The sequence below is a fragment of the Microvirga soli genome (assembly GCF_016734765.1).
GTDB lineage: Bacteria > Pseudomonadota > Alphaproteobacteria > Rhizobiales > Beijerinckiaceae > Microvirga > Microvirga soli.
In genome coordinates, this window is record NZ_JAERQE010000014.1 from 110,064 (window position 1) to 127,301 (window position 17,238).

17 protein-coding genes are annotated in these 17,238 nt (G+C 60.8%); 6 read left to right on the top strand and 11 right to left on the bottom strand.

The window, feature by feature from the left end:
* The first annotated feature begins 194 nt into the window (after nt 1-194).
* The gene (trhA, locus tag JKL45_RS14205; RefSeq protein ID WP_376771035.1) at nt 195-899 is read left to right on the top strand and encodes a PAQR family membrane homeostasis protein TrhA; all 705 of its coding nucleotides are present in this window, start codon (nt 195-197) and stop codon (nt 897-899) included.
* Nucleotides 900-924: 25 nt separating this feature from the next.
* Here trhA and JKL45_RS14210 read toward each other — a convergent pair whose 3' ends face one another.
* The 5 genes from JKL45_RS14210 to ytfQ form a co-directional block, all read right to left on the bottom strand.
* Nucleotides 925-1,692, bottom strand: a complete 768-nt coding sequence (locus JKL45_RS14210; protein ID WP_246498539.1) for a FadR/GntR family transcriptional regulator — start codon at nt 1,690-1,692, stop codon at nt 925-927.
* Nucleotides 1,693-1,713: 21 nt separating this feature from the next.
* Nucleotides 1,714-2,679 carry a galactofuranose ABC transporter, permease protein YjfF gene (gene yjfF / locus JKL45_RS14215; RefSeq protein ID WP_210345765.1) on the bottom strand — a complete coding sequence of 322 codons (966 nt, stop codon included), beginning with the start codon at nt 2,677-2,679 and terminating at the stop codon, nt 1,714-1,716.
* A complete protein-coding gene (gene ytfT, locus JKL45_RS14220) occupies nt 2,676-3,680 on the bottom strand; it encodes a galactofuranose ABC transporter, ATP-binding protein YtfT (RefSeq protein WP_210345766.1) in 1,005 nt (334 codons plus the stop codon). Before ytfT ends, yjfF begins: the two co-directional genes overlap by 4 nt.
* A complete protein-coding gene (gene ytfR / locus JKL45_RS14225; protein ID WP_201861890.1) occupies nt 3,681-5,189 on the bottom strand; it encodes a galactofuranose ABC transporter, ATP-binding protein YtfR in 1,509 nt (502 codons plus the stop codon).
* A 95-nt stretch (nt 5,190-5,284) separates the two neighbouring features.
* Nucleotides 5,285-6,247 (bottom strand): galactofuranose ABC transporter, galactofuranose-binding protein YtfQ, encoded by a 963-nt coding sequence (gene ytfQ / locus JKL45_RS14230; RefSeq protein WP_201861892.1) that lies wholly within the window; start codon nt 6,245-6,247, stop codon nt 5,285-5,287.
* Between the two features lie 157 nt (nt 6,248-6,404).
* Here ytfQ and JKL45_RS14235 point away from each other — a divergent pair, with 157 nt between their 5' ends.
* The 5 genes from JKL45_RS14235 to JKL45_RS14255 all read left to right on the top strand — a co-directional run bounded on the left by JKL45_RS14235 (nt 6,405) and on the right by JKL45_RS14255 (nt 11,478).
* The gene (locus tag JKL45_RS14235; protein WP_201861894.1) at nt 6,405-8,138 is read left to right on the top strand and encodes an IlvD/Edd family dehydratase; all 1,734 of its coding nucleotides are present in this window, start codon (nt 6,405-6,407) and stop codon (nt 8,136-8,138) included.
* A 32-nt stretch (nt 8,139-8,170) separates the two neighbouring features.
* On the top strand, nt 8,171-9,109 hold the full coding sequence (locus tag JKL45_RS14240) for a dihydrodipicolinate synthase family protein (RefSeq protein WP_201861897.1): 939 nt from the start codon (nt 8,171-8,173) through the stop codon (nt 9,107-9,109).
* A gap of 443 nt (nt 9,110-9,552) precedes the next feature.
* Nucleotides 9,553-9,852, top strand: coding sequence for a CoA transferase (locus JKL45_RS14245; RefSeq protein ID WP_312896963.1), 300 nt, complete (start codon nt 9,553-9,555; stop codon nt 9,850-9,852).
* Nucleotides 9,853-9,855: 3 nt separating this feature from the next.
* Nucleotides 9,856-10,785 (top strand): hydroxymethylglutaryl-CoA lyase, encoded by a 930-nt coding sequence (locus tag JKL45_RS14250; RefSeq protein WP_201861900.1) that lies wholly within the window; start codon nt 9,856-9,858, stop codon nt 10,783-10,785.
* A gap of 57 nt (nt 10,786-10,842) precedes the next feature.
* Nucleotides 10,843-11,478, top strand: a complete 636-nt coding sequence (locus JKL45_RS14255) for a helix-turn-helix domain-containing protein (protein WP_201861901.1) — start codon at nt 10,843-10,845, stop codon at nt 11,476-11,478.
* A 15-nt stretch (nt 11,479-11,493) separates the two neighbouring features.
* Here JKL45_RS14255 and JKL45_RS14260 read toward each other — a convergent pair whose 3' ends face one another.
* The 6 genes from JKL45_RS14260 to JKL45_RS14285 form a co-directional block, all read right to left on the bottom strand.
* Entirely contained in the window at nt 11,494-12,462 is a 969-nt protein-coding gene (locus JKL45_RS14260; protein ID WP_201861902.1) for a catechol 2,3-dioxygenase, read from the bottom strand.
* A gap of 69 nt (nt 12,463-12,531) precedes the next feature.
* Nucleotides 12,532-13,665: a 5-methyltetrahydropteroyltriglutamate--homocysteine S-methyltransferase gene (locus JKL45_RS14265; RefSeq protein WP_201861903.1), complete on the bottom strand. Its 1,134-nt coding sequence runs from the start codon at nt 13,663-13,665 to the stop codon at nt 12,532-12,534.
* 24 nt (nt 13,666-13,689) lie between these two features.
* A complete protein-coding gene (locus tag JKL45_RS14270; RefSeq protein ID WP_201861904.1) occupies nt 13,690-14,424 on the bottom strand; it encodes an ABC transporter ATP-binding protein in 735 nt (244 codons plus the stop codon).
* Nucleotides 14,417-15,169 (bottom strand): ABC transporter ATP-binding protein, encoded by a 753-nt coding sequence (locus JKL45_RS14275; protein ID WP_201861906.1) that lies wholly within the window; start codon nt 15,167-15,169, stop codon nt 14,417-14,419. Before JKL45_RS14275 ends, JKL45_RS14270 begins: the two co-directional genes overlap by 8 nt.
* Nucleotide 15,170: 1 nt before the next feature.
* Complete coding sequence (locus JKL45_RS14280) at nt 15,171-16,205, bottom strand: branched-chain amino acid ABC transporter permease (RefSeq protein ID WP_201861907.1); 1,035 nt, start codon at nt 16,203-16,205, stop codon at nt 15,171-15,173.
* Nucleotides 16,206-16,224: 19 nt separating this feature from the next.
* Entirely contained in the window at nt 16,225-17,079 is an 855-nt protein-coding gene (locus JKL45_RS14285) for a branched-chain amino acid ABC transporter permease (protein WP_201861910.1), read from the bottom strand.
* Nucleotides 17,080-17,238 lie beyond the last annotated feature (159 nt).

Consider the following 17,238-nt stretch of genomic DNA (forward strand, 5'->3'; position numbering starts at 1 on the left):
TATACAGAAGAGATCAATCCTCCTCCCTATGCTCCCGTCCTCTGGGTGAATATGAATTGCTCATGGAACAAGAAATTATCGGTATGGCATGACCTTGATCAAACCGCCTTCCGCACAGGATCCATCGTTCCTAAGTGAATAGCCCATCTTGAAGGGCATCAAAAGGAAGCCAAATATCCTTCGGGCGCCGCTGTATTTACATCCATGACCTGTGCCAGAATTTCGCAACCCACCTAACTGCAAAGGAAGCGAGCTTGAGATGGGACTACGACAAGCATGAGATGATCGCCGACGGCATTGTCCATGCAGTAGGCGTGACAGTCGGGACTGTCTCCATCATTGCCCTGCTTATCATAGCGGCTCCGACCGTTGGAATATGGGAGTTCACTTCCATCTTGGTCTATGGCGTCGGCCTATTGGCAGTGCTCACGATATCGGCGCTCTACAACCTTTGGCCGATCTCGCCCATCAAATGGATGCTGCGGCGGTTTGACCATTCCGCCATTTACCTCCTGATCGCCGGCACCTACACGCCGTTCATCACCCAAATGAAGGCAGGAGCGGAATCCTTGCTACTGCTGGGCGGTGTGTGGTTGACATCCGTATTGGGCATCGCACTCAAACTCCTGTTCCCAGGCCGGTTCGACCGCCTCTCGATTCTGCTCTACCTGTTCCTGAGCTGGAGCGGCGTCATGGCTTATGAGACAGTGTTCGGCGCTCTCCCCGACTCGACTTTCTGGCTTCTCGCCATCGGGGGCATTCTCTACACGGCCGGCGTGGTGTTCCACCTCTGGGAGAGCCTGCGCTATCAGAATGCGATCTGGCACGGCTTCGTTCTCGTCGCGGCCGCCTGCCATTATGGCGCCGTGCTCGACTGCTTGGTGCTTACACGCTCGTGAAGAAGCGCAGAGAGTAGTGCCCTAGTTAATCGGCCCCTGAGAACGTGTGGATCTGGATCCTAGCGAGCGAGCTCTCCGCGTGCTTGATCTGAACTCTCTCCGCAGCCTGTAGGATGAGCGCGGCCATGGCGTCGCTTGCGGCAGCCGGATTCCGCTGATCGATGGCGTCGAAAACGCCTTGATGCTGTCGCATCACCTCGTTGAAACGATCATCGCTGGAGACCGGGGAGCTGATCGTGAACGACGTCGCCAGCGCAGCTCCGATGACGGAGCCGATCGACTGCAGAAAGGGATTGCCGGAGGCCTCAAGGATGGCTTGGTGAAAAGCCAAATCGGCTTTGGTGAAACCTTGCCGGTTGCTCTCGCACCCGTACATGCCCTGAAGAGCCTTGTGCATGGCCTTGAGCTGCTCCGGCGTGCGCCGCAGGGCCGCCGTCGCGCAGGCGAGCGGCTCCAGCATCTGCCGGATCTCGAACAACCATCCGAGGAAGCGGGCATCGACGCCCATCTCAAGATGCCAATCAAGGATGTCGGCGTCGAACATGTTCCAGTTGTTGCGATCCAGAACCTTGGTACCAACCTTCGTCTTGGACTCGATCAGCCCCTTTGCGGCAAGGGTCTTCAAAGCCTCCCGGAGCGCTGTGCGCGAGACCCCATAAAGCTCCATCAGCTCCACGTCGCCCGGCAGGATGCTGCCGATAGGGAAGCGGCCCTGCATGATATTCTGACCGATTCCATGGGCGACGAGATCGTGGGCCGATCGCGCTCTTGAGGGCTTCTGGAAACCGTTCATCAACACCATGATCCTGTTCTCTCAATTGGACCGGGATCGAACAGATGCCGCCGACAACCCCCGCTGCAAGACAATGAATGCGAACAGGAGAGCACCGATGGCAATTTTCGTCCACCAGGAACTTAAGGTCCCCTCGAAGGTAATGTACGTCTGGATCAACCCCTGGATCAGCACGCCGACCAACGTACCGATGATTGTCCCATAGCCACCTGTCAGCAACGTGCCGCCGATTACCACCGCTGCGATGGTGTCGAGTTCGACCCCGGTCGCAGCCAGGGAATAGCCTGCGGAGGTGTAGAAGGAAAAGACAATTCCCGCCAGGGCGGCGAGAAGGCTCGACAGCATGTAGATCCGGATCGTGGTCTTCCCTACGGGAACACCCATCAGTTCGGCCGAGTTTCGGTTGCCACCGAGTGCATAAACATTGGCGCCGAACCGCGTGAAGTGGGCCAAGACGATGCCGGCCGCGAAGGTCAGGAGCATGACGATGGCAATGAAGGTCAGCCTGCCTCCGCCCGGGAGCGTAAAGGAAATGTCGGTAATCTGGCCATAGGCGGGGGCATTGATCGGGATCGAATCCGTGGTGAGCACGAAACAGAGGCCGCGAGCCAGGAACATGCCCGCCAACGTCACGATGAAGGCCGGGATCTGAAAAGCATGGATCAGGAAACCCATGGCGGCTCCAAAGAGCGCGGCCAGGCCGAGGATGAGGATGAAGGCCAGGTATGGGTTGAGACCATACCGCTCGATGACCACCGCCAGGAAGACGCCCGTGAAGGCGATCACCGAGCCGACCGAGAGGTCGATGCCGCCGGACAGGATCACGAAGGTCATGCCGACAGCGACGATGCCGAGAAAGGCATTGTCCGTCAGGAGATTGCCGATCACACGCGTCGAGGCGAAGCTCGGAAACTGGGCGAGGCAGATCAGGTAGCCGGCGATGAAAACGGCGAGCGTGATGAGAACCGGGAGATGACGCCTGATCATGCCTTTGCCTTCCAGACGGAACGGATGGCCGACAGAACCGGCGATTGGGCGAGCAGCACGGCAAGCACGACGATGGCTTTCACGATGAGGTTGTACTCGGGAGGGTAGCCGCTCAGCAGGATGCCGGTGTTCATAGCTTGGATGATGAGCGCACCGACGACCGAGAGACCAAGACTGAACCGGCCGCCGAACAAGGAGGTGCCGCCGATCACCACGGCGAGAATGGCATCGAGCTCAAGCCACAAGCCCGCATTGTTGGCATCCGCTCCACGGATATCGGCCGTGACGATGAGGCCCGCGATGGCAGCACAGAGGCTGCACCACATATAGACTGAGATGGTGACAGCCTTGGTGCCGATCCCCGCGTAGGCGCTGGACCTGTTATTGGCTCCGATGGATTCGATGAAAAGCCCGAGTGCGGTGTACCGAACCACGAGGTGGGTCACGAGCAGCATCACGAGGGCAATGACAACCGGCATCGGCAGCATCAGGAAGGATCCCCCGCCGATCACGGCAAAGCCTTCGCTCACGAAGGTGATGATCTGACCTTCCGTAACAAGCTGCGCAAAGCCGCGCCCGGCCACCATCAGGATCAGGGTTGCCACAAAGGGCTGGATTTCAAGAACGGCAACAAGGATCCCGTTCCAAAGGCCGCAGAGAAGGCCGACGCCGGCAGCGGCCGCGAATGCGACGGGAAGCGGATGGCCCTGAGCCGTCAGAGTTGCGGCCACGGCCCCTGCAATCGCCATGACGGCCCCGACGGAGAGATCGATCCCTCTTGTGGCGATGACGAGTGTCATGCCCAATGCGAGAATAGCGACGGGCGCGGCTCTGTTCAGCACATCGACGAGACTGCCGAACAGCCGCCCATCCTGCAGCCGCAGGGCAAAGAAGTCGCGGAAGACGAGCCAGTTGACGAGAAAGACGATCAGGAGCGCCGCAACCTGCGGCAGCCCCTTGGGTATGGTGCGTGGAGCAATGGCCTGGATCATGCCGCTCATTCAGTGGCTCGCAATGGTTGTCATGATGGTGTCGGCGCTCACCTCGTTTCCCGAAAGCTCGCGCACATGCCTGCGATCGCGCAGCACAACCACACGGTCGCTGTAGGAGGCGATTTCCTCAAGTTCAGAGGAGATCACCAGGAGCGCAAGACCATCTTCGCACAGCCGCTCGATCAGGCGGATGATCTCGGCATGGGCTCCCACATCGATGCCGCGGGTCGGCTCGTCGAGGATCAGGAAGCGAGGCTCGGTAGCAAGCCAGCGGGCCAGCAATGCCTTCTGCTGGTTGCCACCGGAGAGAAGACCGATTGGCTTCTCCGCATCCGGGGTGCGGATATCAAGGAGCTTGATGAAGCGATTTGCAATCTCATCCTGCTTGGCGCGCGGGATCTTGTGCAGCCAGCCGCGTTGCGCCTGCAGCGCCAGGATGATGTTCTCACGGATCGACAGCTCTGCGACGATGCCTTCCGTCTTGCGGTCTTCAGGCGTGAAGCCGAAGCGCAATCGCGCGGCATCGCGCGGGGAGGCAAGCCGAACAGCCTTGCCGTCCACAAAGGCCTGACCGCTATCCGCCCGTTCAATGCCGAAAACCAGCTTGGCGGTTTCGGTCCGCCCTGAGCCGAGAAGTCCGGCCAGCCCAACGACCTCACCAGGGCGCAAAGCCAGATCGAACGGTTCGATCAGGCGGCTCTTGCCGTAATTCTTGAAAGCGACGAGGGGTTCCCCCGAAACGGCAGGGCGCTGGTTGCGGTGGAGCGCCTCAGCGGCGAGTTCGCGCCCCAGCATCATGGACACGAGTTCGATCCGCGGCAATTCGGCGATGGGGCGGGAGCCCACAAGACGCCCGTTGCGCAGCACGGTGATGCGGTCGCAGACAGCATAGACCTGATCGAGGAAATGCGTGACGAACACGATGCCGATGCCACGGCTCTTCAGACGATTCAAGATCCCGAAGAGAGTCTCAACCTCCTGGGCGTCGAGACTTGCCGTCGGCTCGTCGAGAATCAGCACCTTGGCCGAGAGATCGACAGCGCGGGCAATCGCAACGATCTGCTGAATGGCGACGGAATAGCTGCTCAAGGGATTGGCGACATCGATGTCGAGGCCATAGCCCGTGAGCAATTCGGCGGCGCGGCGGCGCATCTCGCCGGTGCGCACGAGGCCGAAACGGTGCGGCTGTCGGCCGATGAAAAGGTTTTCCGCCACGGAGAGGTTCGGCAGGAGATTGACCTCCTGATAGACCGTACCGATTCCTAACGAGAGCGCATCGGCGGGGTCGCGGGCTGACACCTCTTTGCCCTCGAGACGGATGGTGCCGGCATCGCGCCTGAACACGCCCGTCAGCACCTTGATCAAGGTCGACTTGCCGGCGCCGTTCTCGCCGAGCAAACCATGAATCTCCCCCGCATGGAGGGTGAAATCGACCTGAGCGAGGGCCTGCACTCCTGGAAATCCCTTCGTGAGACCTCGGATCTCAAGGAGCTGAGGCTGCTCTGTCACTGGCTGCATCACGCCCTCGCATGCACACGCGCAAAACCGCCGAAGCTTGGCGGGTCTATATGGCAGCAGGCAAACCTGCCTGCTGCCGCTTATGCCTTACGATCTTAGTAGAGATCCTTGCGCTTGTCGTACTCGGCCTTTGCGGTCTCGGGCGTATAGACCTTGGACTCCGTCTGGATCCACTTCGGCGGCTGCTTGCCGTCCTTCTTGAAGGCCATCAGGGCATCGAAAGCCGGACCTGCCATGTTGGGGGTCAGTTCCACGGTCACATTGGCTTCACCATCAGCCATAGCCTTGAAGATGTCTGGCACGGCATCGATGGACACGATCTTGATGTCCTTGCCGGGCTTCAGCCCCGCTTCCTTGATGGCCTGAATGGCGCCGATCGCCATGTCGTCGTTGTGCGCATAGACGGCGCAGATGTTCTTGCCGCCGCCTTCGGCCTTGATGAAGCTTTCCATGACTTCCTTGCCCTTCGTGCGGGTGAAGTCACCGGACTGGGTACGGACGATCTTCATGCCGGGATTGGCGGCAATGACCTGATCGAACCCCTTCTTGCGGTTGATCGCCGGGCTCGACCCGACGGTGCCCTGCAGTTCCACCACGTTGCACTTGCCGCCGGTCTCCTTGGCCAGCCACTCACCGGCCACCTTGCCCTCATACACGGTGTCGGAAGTCACGGCCGTGAGATAGAGCGAATCGTCTTTGGTCTCGATGGAGCGGTCGAGCAGGACAACGGGGATCTTGGCGTCCTTGGCCTCTTTGAGAACCGCGTCCCAGCCCGTGGACACCACCGGCGCAATGAAGATTCCGTCGACGCCCTGTGCGATGAAGGACCTGACGGCGCGGATCTGGTTTTCCTGTTTCTGCTGTGCATCGGAGATCTTCAGGTCGACACCCCGCTTATCGGCCTCGATTTTCGAGACCTTGGTCTCGGCAGCCCGCCAGCCGGATTCCGACCCGACCTGCGAGAACCCGATGGTCATTTTGGATTGGGCATAGGCGGCACCCGAGGACAGCATCAGTGCAGCCATGCCGATTGTCGTCAGAAGATGACGAGCCTTCATGCGTTCTCTCCCTCAATTTGTCGTTGCTCTTCGACTTTAGCAGCCTTAACAGCTGCCTATTAGTAGTATTATATGAATTGATGAGAGCGCCTATACAACCAAAGTCGTGGGGTCCTAGCCCCATCTGGATGGCGCGGCAGTGTCAAAGGCGAGCACGATGAGTGAAGACAAGAAGCGCGAACTTCGCAGCCAAGCCTGGTTTGGACGACAGGACAAGATGGGGTTCTATTACCGCTCCTTCCTCAAGAACAGCGGCTTTCCCCAGGACCAGTTCGATGGCCGTCCGGTCATCGGGATCTGCAACACCTGGTCCGAGCTCACCCCCTGCAACGCCCATTTCCGCACCATTGCCGAGCATGTGAAATATGGCGTGCTCGATGCCGGCGGCTTCCCGCTCGAGTTCCCCGTCTCCTCGCTCGGCGAGGTGACCATGCGCCCCACTGCCATGCTGTTTCGCAACCTCGCGGCCATGGATGTGGAGGAGGCGATCCGCGCCCATCCGCTCGACGGTGTCGTCCTGCTCATGGGCTGCGACAAGACCACCCCTGCCCTGCTCATGGGGGCAGCCTCTGCGGACCTGCCCACCATCGGGGTCTCCGGCGGGCCGCAGTTGCGCGGGGTTTATCGCGGCAAGATCATCGGCTCGGGCACCAACATCATCTCCATGAGCGAGCAGCTCCGTGCCGGAGAGGTCACGCTGGAGGAGTTCCATGAGGCGGAGGGTGGCATGAACCGCTCGGCCGGACACTGCATGACCATGGGCACCGGCTCCACCATGGCGTCCATGGTCGAGGCGCTCGGTGTCGGCCTGCCGGAGAATGCCGCCATCCCGGCTGCTGACGCGCGCCGCAATCAGCTCGCCCGCATGGCCGGACGGCGCATCGTCGAGATGGTGCACGAGGATCTCGTGCTCTCCAAGGTCATGACACGACAGGCGTTCGAGAACGCCATCCGCACGCTCGCGGCCATCGGCGGCTCGACCAACGCTGTGGTGCATCTGCTGGCGATCGCCGGCCGTGTCGGCATCGATCTTACCCTCGACGACTTCGACCGGCTCGGGCGAGACATCCACTGCCTCGTGGACCTCATGCCCTCCGGCCGTTTCCTGATGGAGGATTTCTACTACGCCGGTGGCCTGCCGGTGGTGTTGCGCACGCTCGGCGAACGCGGCCTGCTGCACAAGGATGCGCTGACCGTCAACGGCCGACCGATCTGGGACAACGTCAAGGACGCGCCGTGCTGGAATCGGGAGGTGATCACCTCCTTTGAGGAACCATTCAAGCCGGAAGCCGGCATTGCTATCCTCAAGGGAAATCTGGCGCCGAACGGCGCCGTCATTAAGCCGTCAGCCGCTTCGCCCGAACTGATGCAGCACACGGGTCGCGCGGTCGTGTTTGAGACGATTGAGGATCTGCATCACCGCATCGATGACGATGATCTCGACATCGACGAGACCTGCATCATGGTGCTCAAGAATTGCGGACCGAAGGGTTACCCTGGCATGGCGGAAGTCGGCAACATGCCCCTGCCGCAGAAGCTGCTCAGAAAGGGGGTCCGTGACATGATCCGCATCTCGGATGCGCGTATGTCGGGCACCGCCTACGGCACCGTGGTGCTGCATGTGGCACCGGAAGCGGCCGCTGGTGGACCACTGGCGCTGGTGCAGAGCGGTGACCTGATCACACTTGATGTGACGGCCCGCAGCCTGCATCTTCACGTGGAAGCAGACGAGATGGAGCGCAGGCGGGCTGCATGGGTGGCGCCGGAGCCGCACGCGACGCGCGGCTGGGCCAAGCTTTATGTCGACCATGTCCTGCAGGCTGACAAAGGGGTTGATCTGGATTTCCTGGTGGGCCGTACCGGCTCGCCTGTACCGCGCGACAACCACTAGAGAACGGCACCACAATCATGAAGGAAGAGACCATGTCCGCAACCGGCAGCAGTTCCAACCGCCCCTATCGTGGCGTGTTTCCGGTAGCTCCCACCATCTTCGACGACAGCGGCCGCGTTGATCTCGAAGGCCAGAAGCGCGCTATCGATTTCATGATCGATGCGGGTTCCGACGGCCTCTGCATCCTGGCGAACTTCTCCGAGCAGTTCCTGCTGCGCGACGAGGAGCGCGAGGCCGTGATGACGACAGTGCTTGAGCATGTCGCAGGCCGGGTTCCGGTCATCGTCACCACCAGCCACTTCTCGACCGAGATCTGCGCCGAGCGCAGCCGGCGCGCGCAGGACGCTGGCGCCGCGATGGTCATGATAATGCCACCCTTCTTCGGCGCGACCCTGCGGGTGTCGGAACCCGGCATCTCCGAATTCTTCCGCCAGGTCTCCGACGCGATCAGCATCCCGATCATGATCCAGGATGCGCCGATGGCCGGCACGTCCCTGTCGGCGCCGTTCCTCGCGCGCATGGCGCAGGAGATTGCCAATGTGTCCTACTTCAAGATCGAAGTGGCCGGCACGGCGAACAAACTTCGCGAACTGATCGCACTTGGGGGCGACGCCATCGAAGGGCCGTGGGACGGCGAAGAAGCCATCACGCTGATGGCCGACCTCGATGCTGGTGCTACGGGCGCGATGACGGGCGGCGCCTATCCGGACGGCATCCGCCAGATCATCGATCCCTACTTTGCGGGCGACCGTGAAGAAGCGGCGGCGGCCTACGAGCGTTGGCTGCCTCTGATCAATTATGAGAACAGGCAGTGTGGGCTCTCGGCTGCCAAGGTATTGATGAAGGAAGGTGGCGTGATCCGCTCGGACGCGGTGCGACGTCCCCTGATGCCCCTGCACCCGGAGACCCGAAAAGGTCTCATTGAAATTGCAAAGCGCCTCGATCCAGTCGTTCTGCGCTGGGGACGGTAAAACTTTATTGCCGCTAGGCCGCCGCATGGGCTCATGCGGCGGCCTTTATTGTTGATGCTCCCAGCAAAGCCAGCGTCAATCTAAGCTGATTGTCCTTCTGATCGGGAGCAGTTGCTCAGCCGGGTCTGAAGCAGCTTCACGCCCCCCAAGCTTGGTCACGGTGCCTTCACCGTTGGGATCTTCCCTGAAGGACTTATCTCCCGCAACGATCCCTTTGTGAGCGTCAGGCGTCAACTCGAGTGGGTCCACAACCTAGGGTTAATCACCTTGCGTCGCCTCTCATGGACGTCACACCCAGAAAATCCACTATAGGAGATTTTCCTATTGCTCAGCTGGATTCTACCATGGTAGATGTTGATACATAATAATGAACCATAAGAAGGCAGGTTACGGTTTGGCGCCTTGCGAGGGTGGCCCTGCCGTCGCCTAAACGGGAGAGCATCGTGGGATCCTCAATCGCCGCAATATTGGCCGAAGCCGATATACCATCCAGCCGCGTCTATACGGCTGCGGACATCGCAGAGGATGCGCAATACAACGCTCGCAGGATGGTGCAGTGGGTGGAGGACCCGTATTTAGGCCGCGTGCTGCACCCTGGAACCGTGCCGATGTTTGGCCCCGCGTCACGTCAGGTCCGCTGGGCCGGCCCTGCAGTCGGGGAGCACAATCGGGAAGTCTATTGCGGCCTCCTGAGAATGAATGAAGCTCAGTTGGATCGCCTTTCGCAGAATGGGACGATCTAAGCCGTGACTCGCTTGCCTGATCGCGTATTCATCACCGAAGTCGGCCTGCGCGATGGCCTGCAGATCGAAAAGCGAATTCTCTCCACGCACGAGAAGTTGGCATTGGCCCGCGCGCTGATCGATGCCGGCCATACCAGTCTGGAGGTGACATCATTTGTCTCACCCACACGCGTGCCGCAGCTGGCGGATGCAGCAGAGCTCCTTGCTGCGCTTGGCCGCACGCCCGGAATGGAGCTTAAGGCACTGATTCCCAACATCCGTGGCGCGGAGCGCGCCATAGCGGCAGAAGCTGACGTGCTTGTTTTCGTTCTCTCGGCCACAGACACCCATGGGGCACACAATCTCAACCGGAGCACTGACGAATCCTTGGCAGAGTTGCATGAAATCGTCAGAACGGCCTATGCTGCCGGAGTTCGGGTCGATATTTCGCTTTCCGTTGCTTTTGGCTGCCCCTTTGAAGGCAACGTGCCGGTTGAGAAGGTGATCGGGCTTGCGGATAGGATTCAGCAGCTCGGCATTTCACGAGTGAGCTTCTGCGACACCACCGGAATGGCCACGCCGCGCCAGGTTCAGACGCTCGCCGAAGCCCTGAAGCACAAGCTGCCTGAGATCGACCCGGCATTCCATTTCCACAACACACGAGGCCTGGGCCTGGTGGGAGTAATGGTGGCGCTGCAGCAGGGGATCAGACGCTTCGAGAGCAGCGTCGGCGGGATGGGAGGATGCCCATTTGCGCCTCAGGCCGCAGGCAATGTCTGCACGGAAGACATGGTTCATATGCTCCATGAGATGGACATCGAAACAGGTCTAAGTCTCACCCGTCTGATCGAAGCGGCGCGTTTGGCCGAGAAGCTGGTTGAGCGCACGCTCGACGGGCAAGTGATGAAGGCTGGCCCACGCTTACATCTTCACAGCCAGGATGGTTGCAAGTGATAAGCCCTCGCAGCATAAGGACCTTCACCTCATGTTTTACCGGGTAGGCTCGACCCCATGCGTACACCCCCTGCCATAAACAAAGAAACTGATGGTGGCAGCGAATCCGGGGAGGAGTTGCTGGCGGTTCTTGGATCTCGCCTGCGAGAGCTTCGCCGAACGCAAAGCCTGACTTTGGAAATGCTGGCCCAACGAGCCCAGGTCAGCCGGGCCATGATCTCGAAGATCGAGCGCGGCGAGAAGATGCCGACCGTCGGGATTCTCGTCCGCATCGCAACGTGTCTCAACGTGAGCCTGTCCGCATTGCTTGGCGAACAGGCGCAGTCTTCCGCTATTCAGCTGCAGCGGGCCCAGCGGCGAAGCCGCTTTCGCGACCCATCGACCGGCTTTGAACGGGAGGCCGTCTTTTCCCCGGCGGAGGGAGACGACATTGAACTGGTGCGACATGTTCTGCCCGGATTTCAATCGACAGGCCTGCTCTCTCCCTATCCGGTGCCGACCCGCAAGCTCATCTTCTCTCCAAGCGGACCGCTTGTCGTCAAAATCGGGGACGAGACATTCTACATGGAGCCCGGTGACGCGCTGCGCTTCGATGTGACCTCCGCCTACAGCTTCTCTAATCCGGAGGCGGCACCGGTCAGCTACTACCTGTTCATGTCGCGGCATGGCAGCGCGGTGATTTCAGCCCCGTAGATGACCTCGTGGTCGTCAGTCCACATCCTCAACCGGTGGCGTGCCATAGGTGTGGAACGACTCGACCGTCTTCATCCCCCAGGCCTGTCCCTTCTTGCGCTCCTCTTCGGTCCAGACGATCGGTTTCCAGTCCGGTGCGAGGATGAGGCGGGCGCCCGCATTGCATACCTCGACGCGGTTTCCTCCTGGCTCATAGACGTAGAGGAAGAAGGTTTGCTGGACCGCGTGCTTGTGCGGCCCGGACTCGATGGGCACACCGGCTTCGAGGAAGATGTCGGCGGCCCTCAAGACATCTTCCCGGCTATCGAGGGCATAGGTCAGATGGTGAAAGCGCCCCTTGGCTCCCGTGTGATCACGAGTAAAGGCGAAGTCATAGCTCTTGTTGGTAAGCGTCATCCACATGCCGGCCTCGTTGCCATCATTCTGAATGATCTGCTCGGTCAGGCGACATCCGAGATAATCCTCATAGAAGATGCGGTTCGCACGGATGTCGGACGCTAGGCAATTCAGGTGATCGAGACGGCGCACGTTGACGCCGCGGGCCGGGAAGCGCTGGGCCTGGTTCTTCAGGGCAGGTTTCAGTTCGGGCGGAGCCACGTACCATTCGGTCTCGTAATAGAGTTCGATTTGATGCCCATCGGGATCGCGGCAGAGGAAGGCCGGGCCATGCCCCAGATCGCCGTCGGTCCAGCCGATGTCATAGCCGGAGCCCTTGAGCGCCGCGACCCGCCGCTCAAGCGCGGGCTGGCTGCGTGCGCGAAAGGCCATGTGGCCCATGCCGGGCTTTTTTGACGCTGTCAGCTTGAGCGAGTGCCGCTCATAGTCGTCCCAGCCGCGAAGATAGACCGAATCCCCCTGCCGGCCGCTCTCGGTCATGCCGAGCACGTCGACGAAGAAGCGGAGGCTCTCGTCCGGCTTCGGCGTCAGCAGTTCGAGATGCCCGAGATGCGCAAGGTCGAGCACAGGTTCATCTTGCGTCGTCATGTCTTTTGATCCGGTGAGCCTGCAAAGCGGGAGCCTGGAGTGTCTTGCACCCAGGCTCCCAGTTGATGATCAGGCTGCCTTCCTGGCGCCGGAGCCGGGGCTGCCCCAGACCTCCTCGGCTATCTCGACGATCATGCGCAGCTTGGCCCACTGCTCCTCCTCGGCGAGCGTATTGCCTTCCTCCGTGGAGGCGAAGCCGCATTGCGGCGAGAGGCAGAGCTGGTCGAGGTCGACATACTTGGCGGCTTCGTCGATGCGGCGCTTGATGTCGTCCTTCTTCTCGAGAATACCGGTCTTGGATGTTACGAGCCCCAGGATCACGGACTTGCCCTTCGGCAGGAAGCGCAGGGGCTCGAAGCCACCGGCACGATCCGTGTCCCACTCCATGAAATAGCCGTCGACCGGCATGCGATTGAACAGGACCTCGGCTACGGGCTCGTAGCCCCCGGACGCGATGAAGGTGGAGCGGAAATTGCCGCGGCACAGATGCATCGTGATCGTCAGGTCGTCCGGCTTGTCCTTGAGGGCTTCGCGCACCATGCTGGCATAGATCTCGGGCTGCTTTTCCGGATCGTCGCCGCGCTGGCGCAGCATCTCGCGCTGATCGGGGTCGCAGAGATAGGCAAACGAGATGTCGTCGAGCTGAAGATAGCGGCAGCCGGCATCATAGAAGGCATGCACGGCCTTATTGTAGGCCTTGCCGACATCGGCATAGAAGTCATCCATATTGGGATAGACGCCCATGTTCATCATCTTCCGCCCACCGCGGTAATGCAGCATGCTCGGGCCAGGGATCGTCATTTTGGCGACCCGATCCGTGTTGTCCTTCACGAAGCGAAAGTGGTCGATCATCGGGTGCTGGCCCGAGAAGCCAACCTTGCCGGTCACGCGCAGAGCCTTCGCAATGCCGACGCCACCCTTGAAGTTCATGCCGGAATCAGCCTCGACCGACGTGACGCCGTCGAGATGCTCCAGGAAGTCGAAATGCCAGTAGGCGCGGCGGAACTCGCCATCGGTCACCGCATGCAGGCCGATCTCCTCCTGGCGCTTGATGAGAGCCCGGATCTCACGATCCTCGACTTCTTTCAGAGCCTTGTCCGAGATCTCCCCGTCATGGTGCTTGTGACGGGCTTCCTTGAGGGCTGCCGTGCGCAGAAGGCTGCCGACCATGTCGGCGCGGAAAGGTGGCTTGGTGCGTTGCATGGGTCGATACTCCGGTTCTTCAGGCTAATGGGATACGGCGCGCATCGGCTTCTTCTTTGCCGTCACGCCGAGGTGCTGTTCGAGAGCGGCCGGGTCGTCGATGAGAGACCGGCTTGAGCTTGCATGAACGATGGTGCCGCGATCGAGGATGAGCGCGTTGTCGGTCACGCCAAGGATCTTCTTCGCATGCTGCTCGACCACGATGGCCGACATGCCCTCTCCGCGAATGATTCGCGTCAGTGCGGCAAGCAGTTCCTCGATGATGATGGGTGCAAGGCCTTCCGTCGGCTCGTCCAGCAGCAGGAGCTTTGGATTGAGCACCAGCGCACGGGCCACCGCCAGCATCTGCTGCTCTCCGCCGGAGAGCTGGTTGCCCATATTGGTTCGGCGCTCCTTGAGACGCGGAAACATCTCGTACACACGGTTCACGTTCCAAGGCCCTGGACGGGATATCGCCGTGAGGTTTTCCTCCACGGTCAGTGACTTGAAGATGTTGCGTTCCTGCGGAACCCAGCCGATGCCCGCATGCGCGCGCTTGTCGGAGCGCGTCGTCGTCAGGTTTTGACCGTCGAGCATGATCGAGCCGCCGCGATGACGGGTGACTCCGATGATGGTATTCAGAAGCGTGGTCTTGCCCGTGCCGTTGCGGCCGAGCACGGCCAGGGACTCACCTGGCTTGAGGTGAAGGTCGATGTTCGAGACGACGATCGCATCGCCGTAACCTGCGGATACCTTCTGCAGGGTGAGAAGATCACTCATCGACGCTCTCCCCGAGATAGACGGCGCGAACCCTCGGATCGGTCGAAACCTCCTCGACGGTGCCTTCCGTGAACAGCGCACCGTTGACCAGCACCGAAATGCGGTCGGCAAAGCTGAAGACCAGATCCATGTCGTGCTCGATCAGGAGAACGGAAACGTCCCGCGGGAGCGCTGCCACGGTCGCAAGCAGTTCGTGCCGCTCCGCCTCCGGCACGCCGGCGGCCGGCTCGTCCAGCAGGAGCACGCGGGGTTTGCAGGCGAAGGCCACAGCAATCTCCAGGAGCCGCTGCTTGCCATAGGCCAGATTGGAGGTTCGCTCGTCGAGCACATCGGTGAGGCGGAAGCGTTGCGCGATCTCGACGATCTCATCGATGATCTCCCGCTTGCTCCCCGTTACGCGCCACCAGTCGCGTCCACCGCCGGTGCGCTCGGACACGGCTAGACCGATGGTCTCAAGCGGAGTCATGGCGGGAAAGAGCTGGTTGATCTGGAAGGTGCGTGCGAGGCCGCGCTGCACCCGCAGTTCGGGGCGAAGGCCTGTGATCTCCTGACCTTCCAGGTAGATCTGCCCGGCCGTCGGTTTGATGACACCGGTGAGCAGGTTGATAAATGTCGTCTTGCCGGCGCCATTGGGGCCGATCAGCGCATGGCGGGCACCCTGCTCCAGCTTGAACGACACATTATCTGTCGCGACGAGGCCGCCGAAGCGTTTGACGAGACCTTTGGTTTCGAGAGCGATGGTCACGTCATACCTCCCGGGCAGATGTTTTCTGCAGCGTCTCAGGGCTCTTGGCCGTGCGGCCTGCTGCGCCCTTCCAAAGCACCCTCACCCGCTCGGTCAGGCGCTCACGACCTACAAGCACGATGATGACCAAGATCAGGCCGATCCAGAACTGCCAGTATTGTGGCGTCCACGCCGAGATCACGTCCTGCAGCACCTTGAACACGATGGCTCCAATGAGCCCGCCATAGAGATAGCCGACGCCGCCGATCACAAGCACCAGCATCACGTCGGCGGAGCGATGGAAGGCGAGAACATCAAGCGACACAAACTGAGTGGTTTGGGCCAGCAACGCACCCGCCACACCGGCATAAGCCGCCGCAAGCGTGTAAACCGCCACGAGGCGGTGATTGACCGGAATCCCGACGGCGCGGGCCTTCAGGGGATTGTCGCGGATCGAACGCAGCGAAAGGCCGTAGGGCGAGACCACGATCCTGCGCGCGACGATGAAGAGCAGGAAGGTCACCGTGAGGCTGTAGGCGTAAGCCGTCGTGCCGAAGATGTCGAACTCGAACAGACCGAGGATGGGGCCCATGGTGATGCCCTGGAGACCATCCGCACCACCTGTGAGCCAGGAGGCTTGATTGGCGATTTCGCCGAGAACGAGCGCCACGCCCAGCGTCACCATCAGCTTGGTGAGGTCGGACCCGCGCAGCACGAGGAAGCTTGTCACGAAACCCAAGATCGCGGCGGCGATGGCGGCGGCTCCCAATCCCAGTAATGGATCTGCGATGCCATCTCTTGCCAGAATTCCAGCCGTGTAAGCCCCCAGCCCGAAGAAAGCTGCATGGCCGAGCGATACGATGCCGGCATAGCCGAGAATGAGATCGAGGGAGAGAGCAAACAGACCGATGATCGCGATCTCGTTCAGGATCAAATGCCGCTCAGGCAGGAAATACAAGGTCGCGGCTGCGATGAGCCAAAAGACAATTTCGCCAATGCCCCATCGCCCTCTGCGGACCAAGGTGGTTCTGACATAATCGGCGACGTTCGTCGACATGAGTTCAGGTCCTGTTGGATCAGCGCGCACGTTCAAAAAGCCCCTGCGGGCGCAGAACGAGAACGACGATCATCAGCGTGTAGATGACGAAGGCGCCGACACTCGGCACATAGTATTTGCCCGCCACATCGGCGATGCCGAGCAGGAGCGAGGCCAGAAATGGGCCTGTGATACTGGTTGTGCCGCCGACAGTGACGACGATCAGGAAGTAGATCATGAACTTGAGCGGGAAGGTCGGATCGAGCCCGAGGATTTCCGCGCCGAGCGCGCCACCCAATCCCGCGAGCCCGGATCCGAACGCGAAAGTCGTGGCGAAGATCAGGCTCACATTGATGCCGAGCCCGCGCGCAACCCGTGGGTCGTCCACCGCAGCCCTCAGGCGGCTGCCGAAGCGGGTTTTGGTGAGGATCAGCTGCAGGGCGACCACGAGGGCGCCGCAGATCACGATGATGAAGCTGCGGTAGAGGCCGACCTGAACGCCTAGAATATCGATGCGACCCTGGAGCCATGTCGGCAGCTGGATCAGCTGCTGCTGCGAGCCGAAACTATAGTCGACGGCGGCGACCGCCATGAAGACGAGGCCGATGGAGAACAGCACCTGATCGAGATGGCTGCGGGTGTAGAGGCGCTTATAGAGCGTTCTCTCAAGCACCAGCCCAAGGATGGCCGGAACGATGAAGGCGAGCGGCAGGGTTGCCAGGAAAGGCACGCCGATTCGGTTCATCAGCACGGCCGTGACGTAACCGCCCGCCATGGCGAAGGCACCATGGGCGAGATTGACGAAGTTCATCAGGCCGAGCGTGACGGCCAAGCCGCAGGCCAGCACGAACAGCAGCATGCCGTAGGCAATGCCATCGAAGAGAATGGTGAGCACCGCGTTCTCCGAAAAACTTATGGGAAGCGCCGCTCTTCAGCGGCGCTTCTTAGACTGGTGTGATCAGTTTGACTTAGCGGCTTTGACCGGATCCTTGACGTTCGGGATCGTGGCGAACTCCACGTTGTAGAGCTCCCCGTCCTTACGCTCGACCTTGCG

Coding starts and splice junctions, on each gene's coding strand:
- JKL45_RS14270 (WP_201861904.1), bottom strand. CDS start 14,424: ATGAGTGATCTTCTCACCCTGCAGAAGGTATCCGCAGGTTACGGCGAT.
- JKL45_RS14240 (WP_201861897.1), top strand. CDS start 8,171: ATGTCCGCAACCGGCAGCAGTTCCAACCGCCCCTATCGTGGCGTGTTT.
- JKL45_RS14265 (WP_201861903.1), bottom strand. CDS start 13,665: ATGCAACGCACCAAGCCACCTTTCCGCGCCGACATGGTCGGCAGCCTT.
- JKL45_RS14235 (WP_201861894.1), top strand. CDS start 6,405: ATGAGTGAAGACAAGAAGCGCGAACTTCGCAGCCAAGCCTGGTTTGGA.
- JKL45_RS14255 (WP_201861901.1), top strand. CDS start 10,843: ATGCGTACACCCCCTGCCATAAACAAAGAAACTGATGGTGGCAGCGAA.
- ytfQ (WP_201861892.1), bottom strand. CDS start 6,247: ATGAAGGCTCGTCATCTTCTGACGACAATCGGCATGGCTGCACTGATG.
- ytfT (WP_210345766.1), bottom strand. CDS start 3,680: ATGAGCGGCATGATCCAGGCCATTGCTCCACGCACCATACCCAAGGGG.
- JKL45_RS14260 (WP_201861902.1), bottom strand. CDS start 12,462: ATGACGACGCAAGATGAACCTGTGCTCGACCTTGCGCATCTCGGGCAT.
- JKL45_RS14280 (WP_201861907.1), bottom strand. CDS start 16,205: ATGTCGACGAACGTCGCCGATTATGTCAGAACCACCTTGGTCCGCAGA.
- JKL45_RS14210 (WP_246498539.1), bottom strand. CDS start 1,692: ATGAACGGTTTCCAGAAGCCCTCAAGAGCGCGATCGGCCCACGATCTC.
- yjfF (WP_210345765.1), bottom strand. CDS start 2,679: ATGATCAGGCGTCATCTCCCGGTTCTCATCACGCTCGCCGTTTTCATC.
- ytfR (WP_201861890.1), bottom strand. CDS start 5,189: ATGCAGCCAGTGACAGAGCAGCCTCAGCTCCTTGAGATCCGAGGTCTC.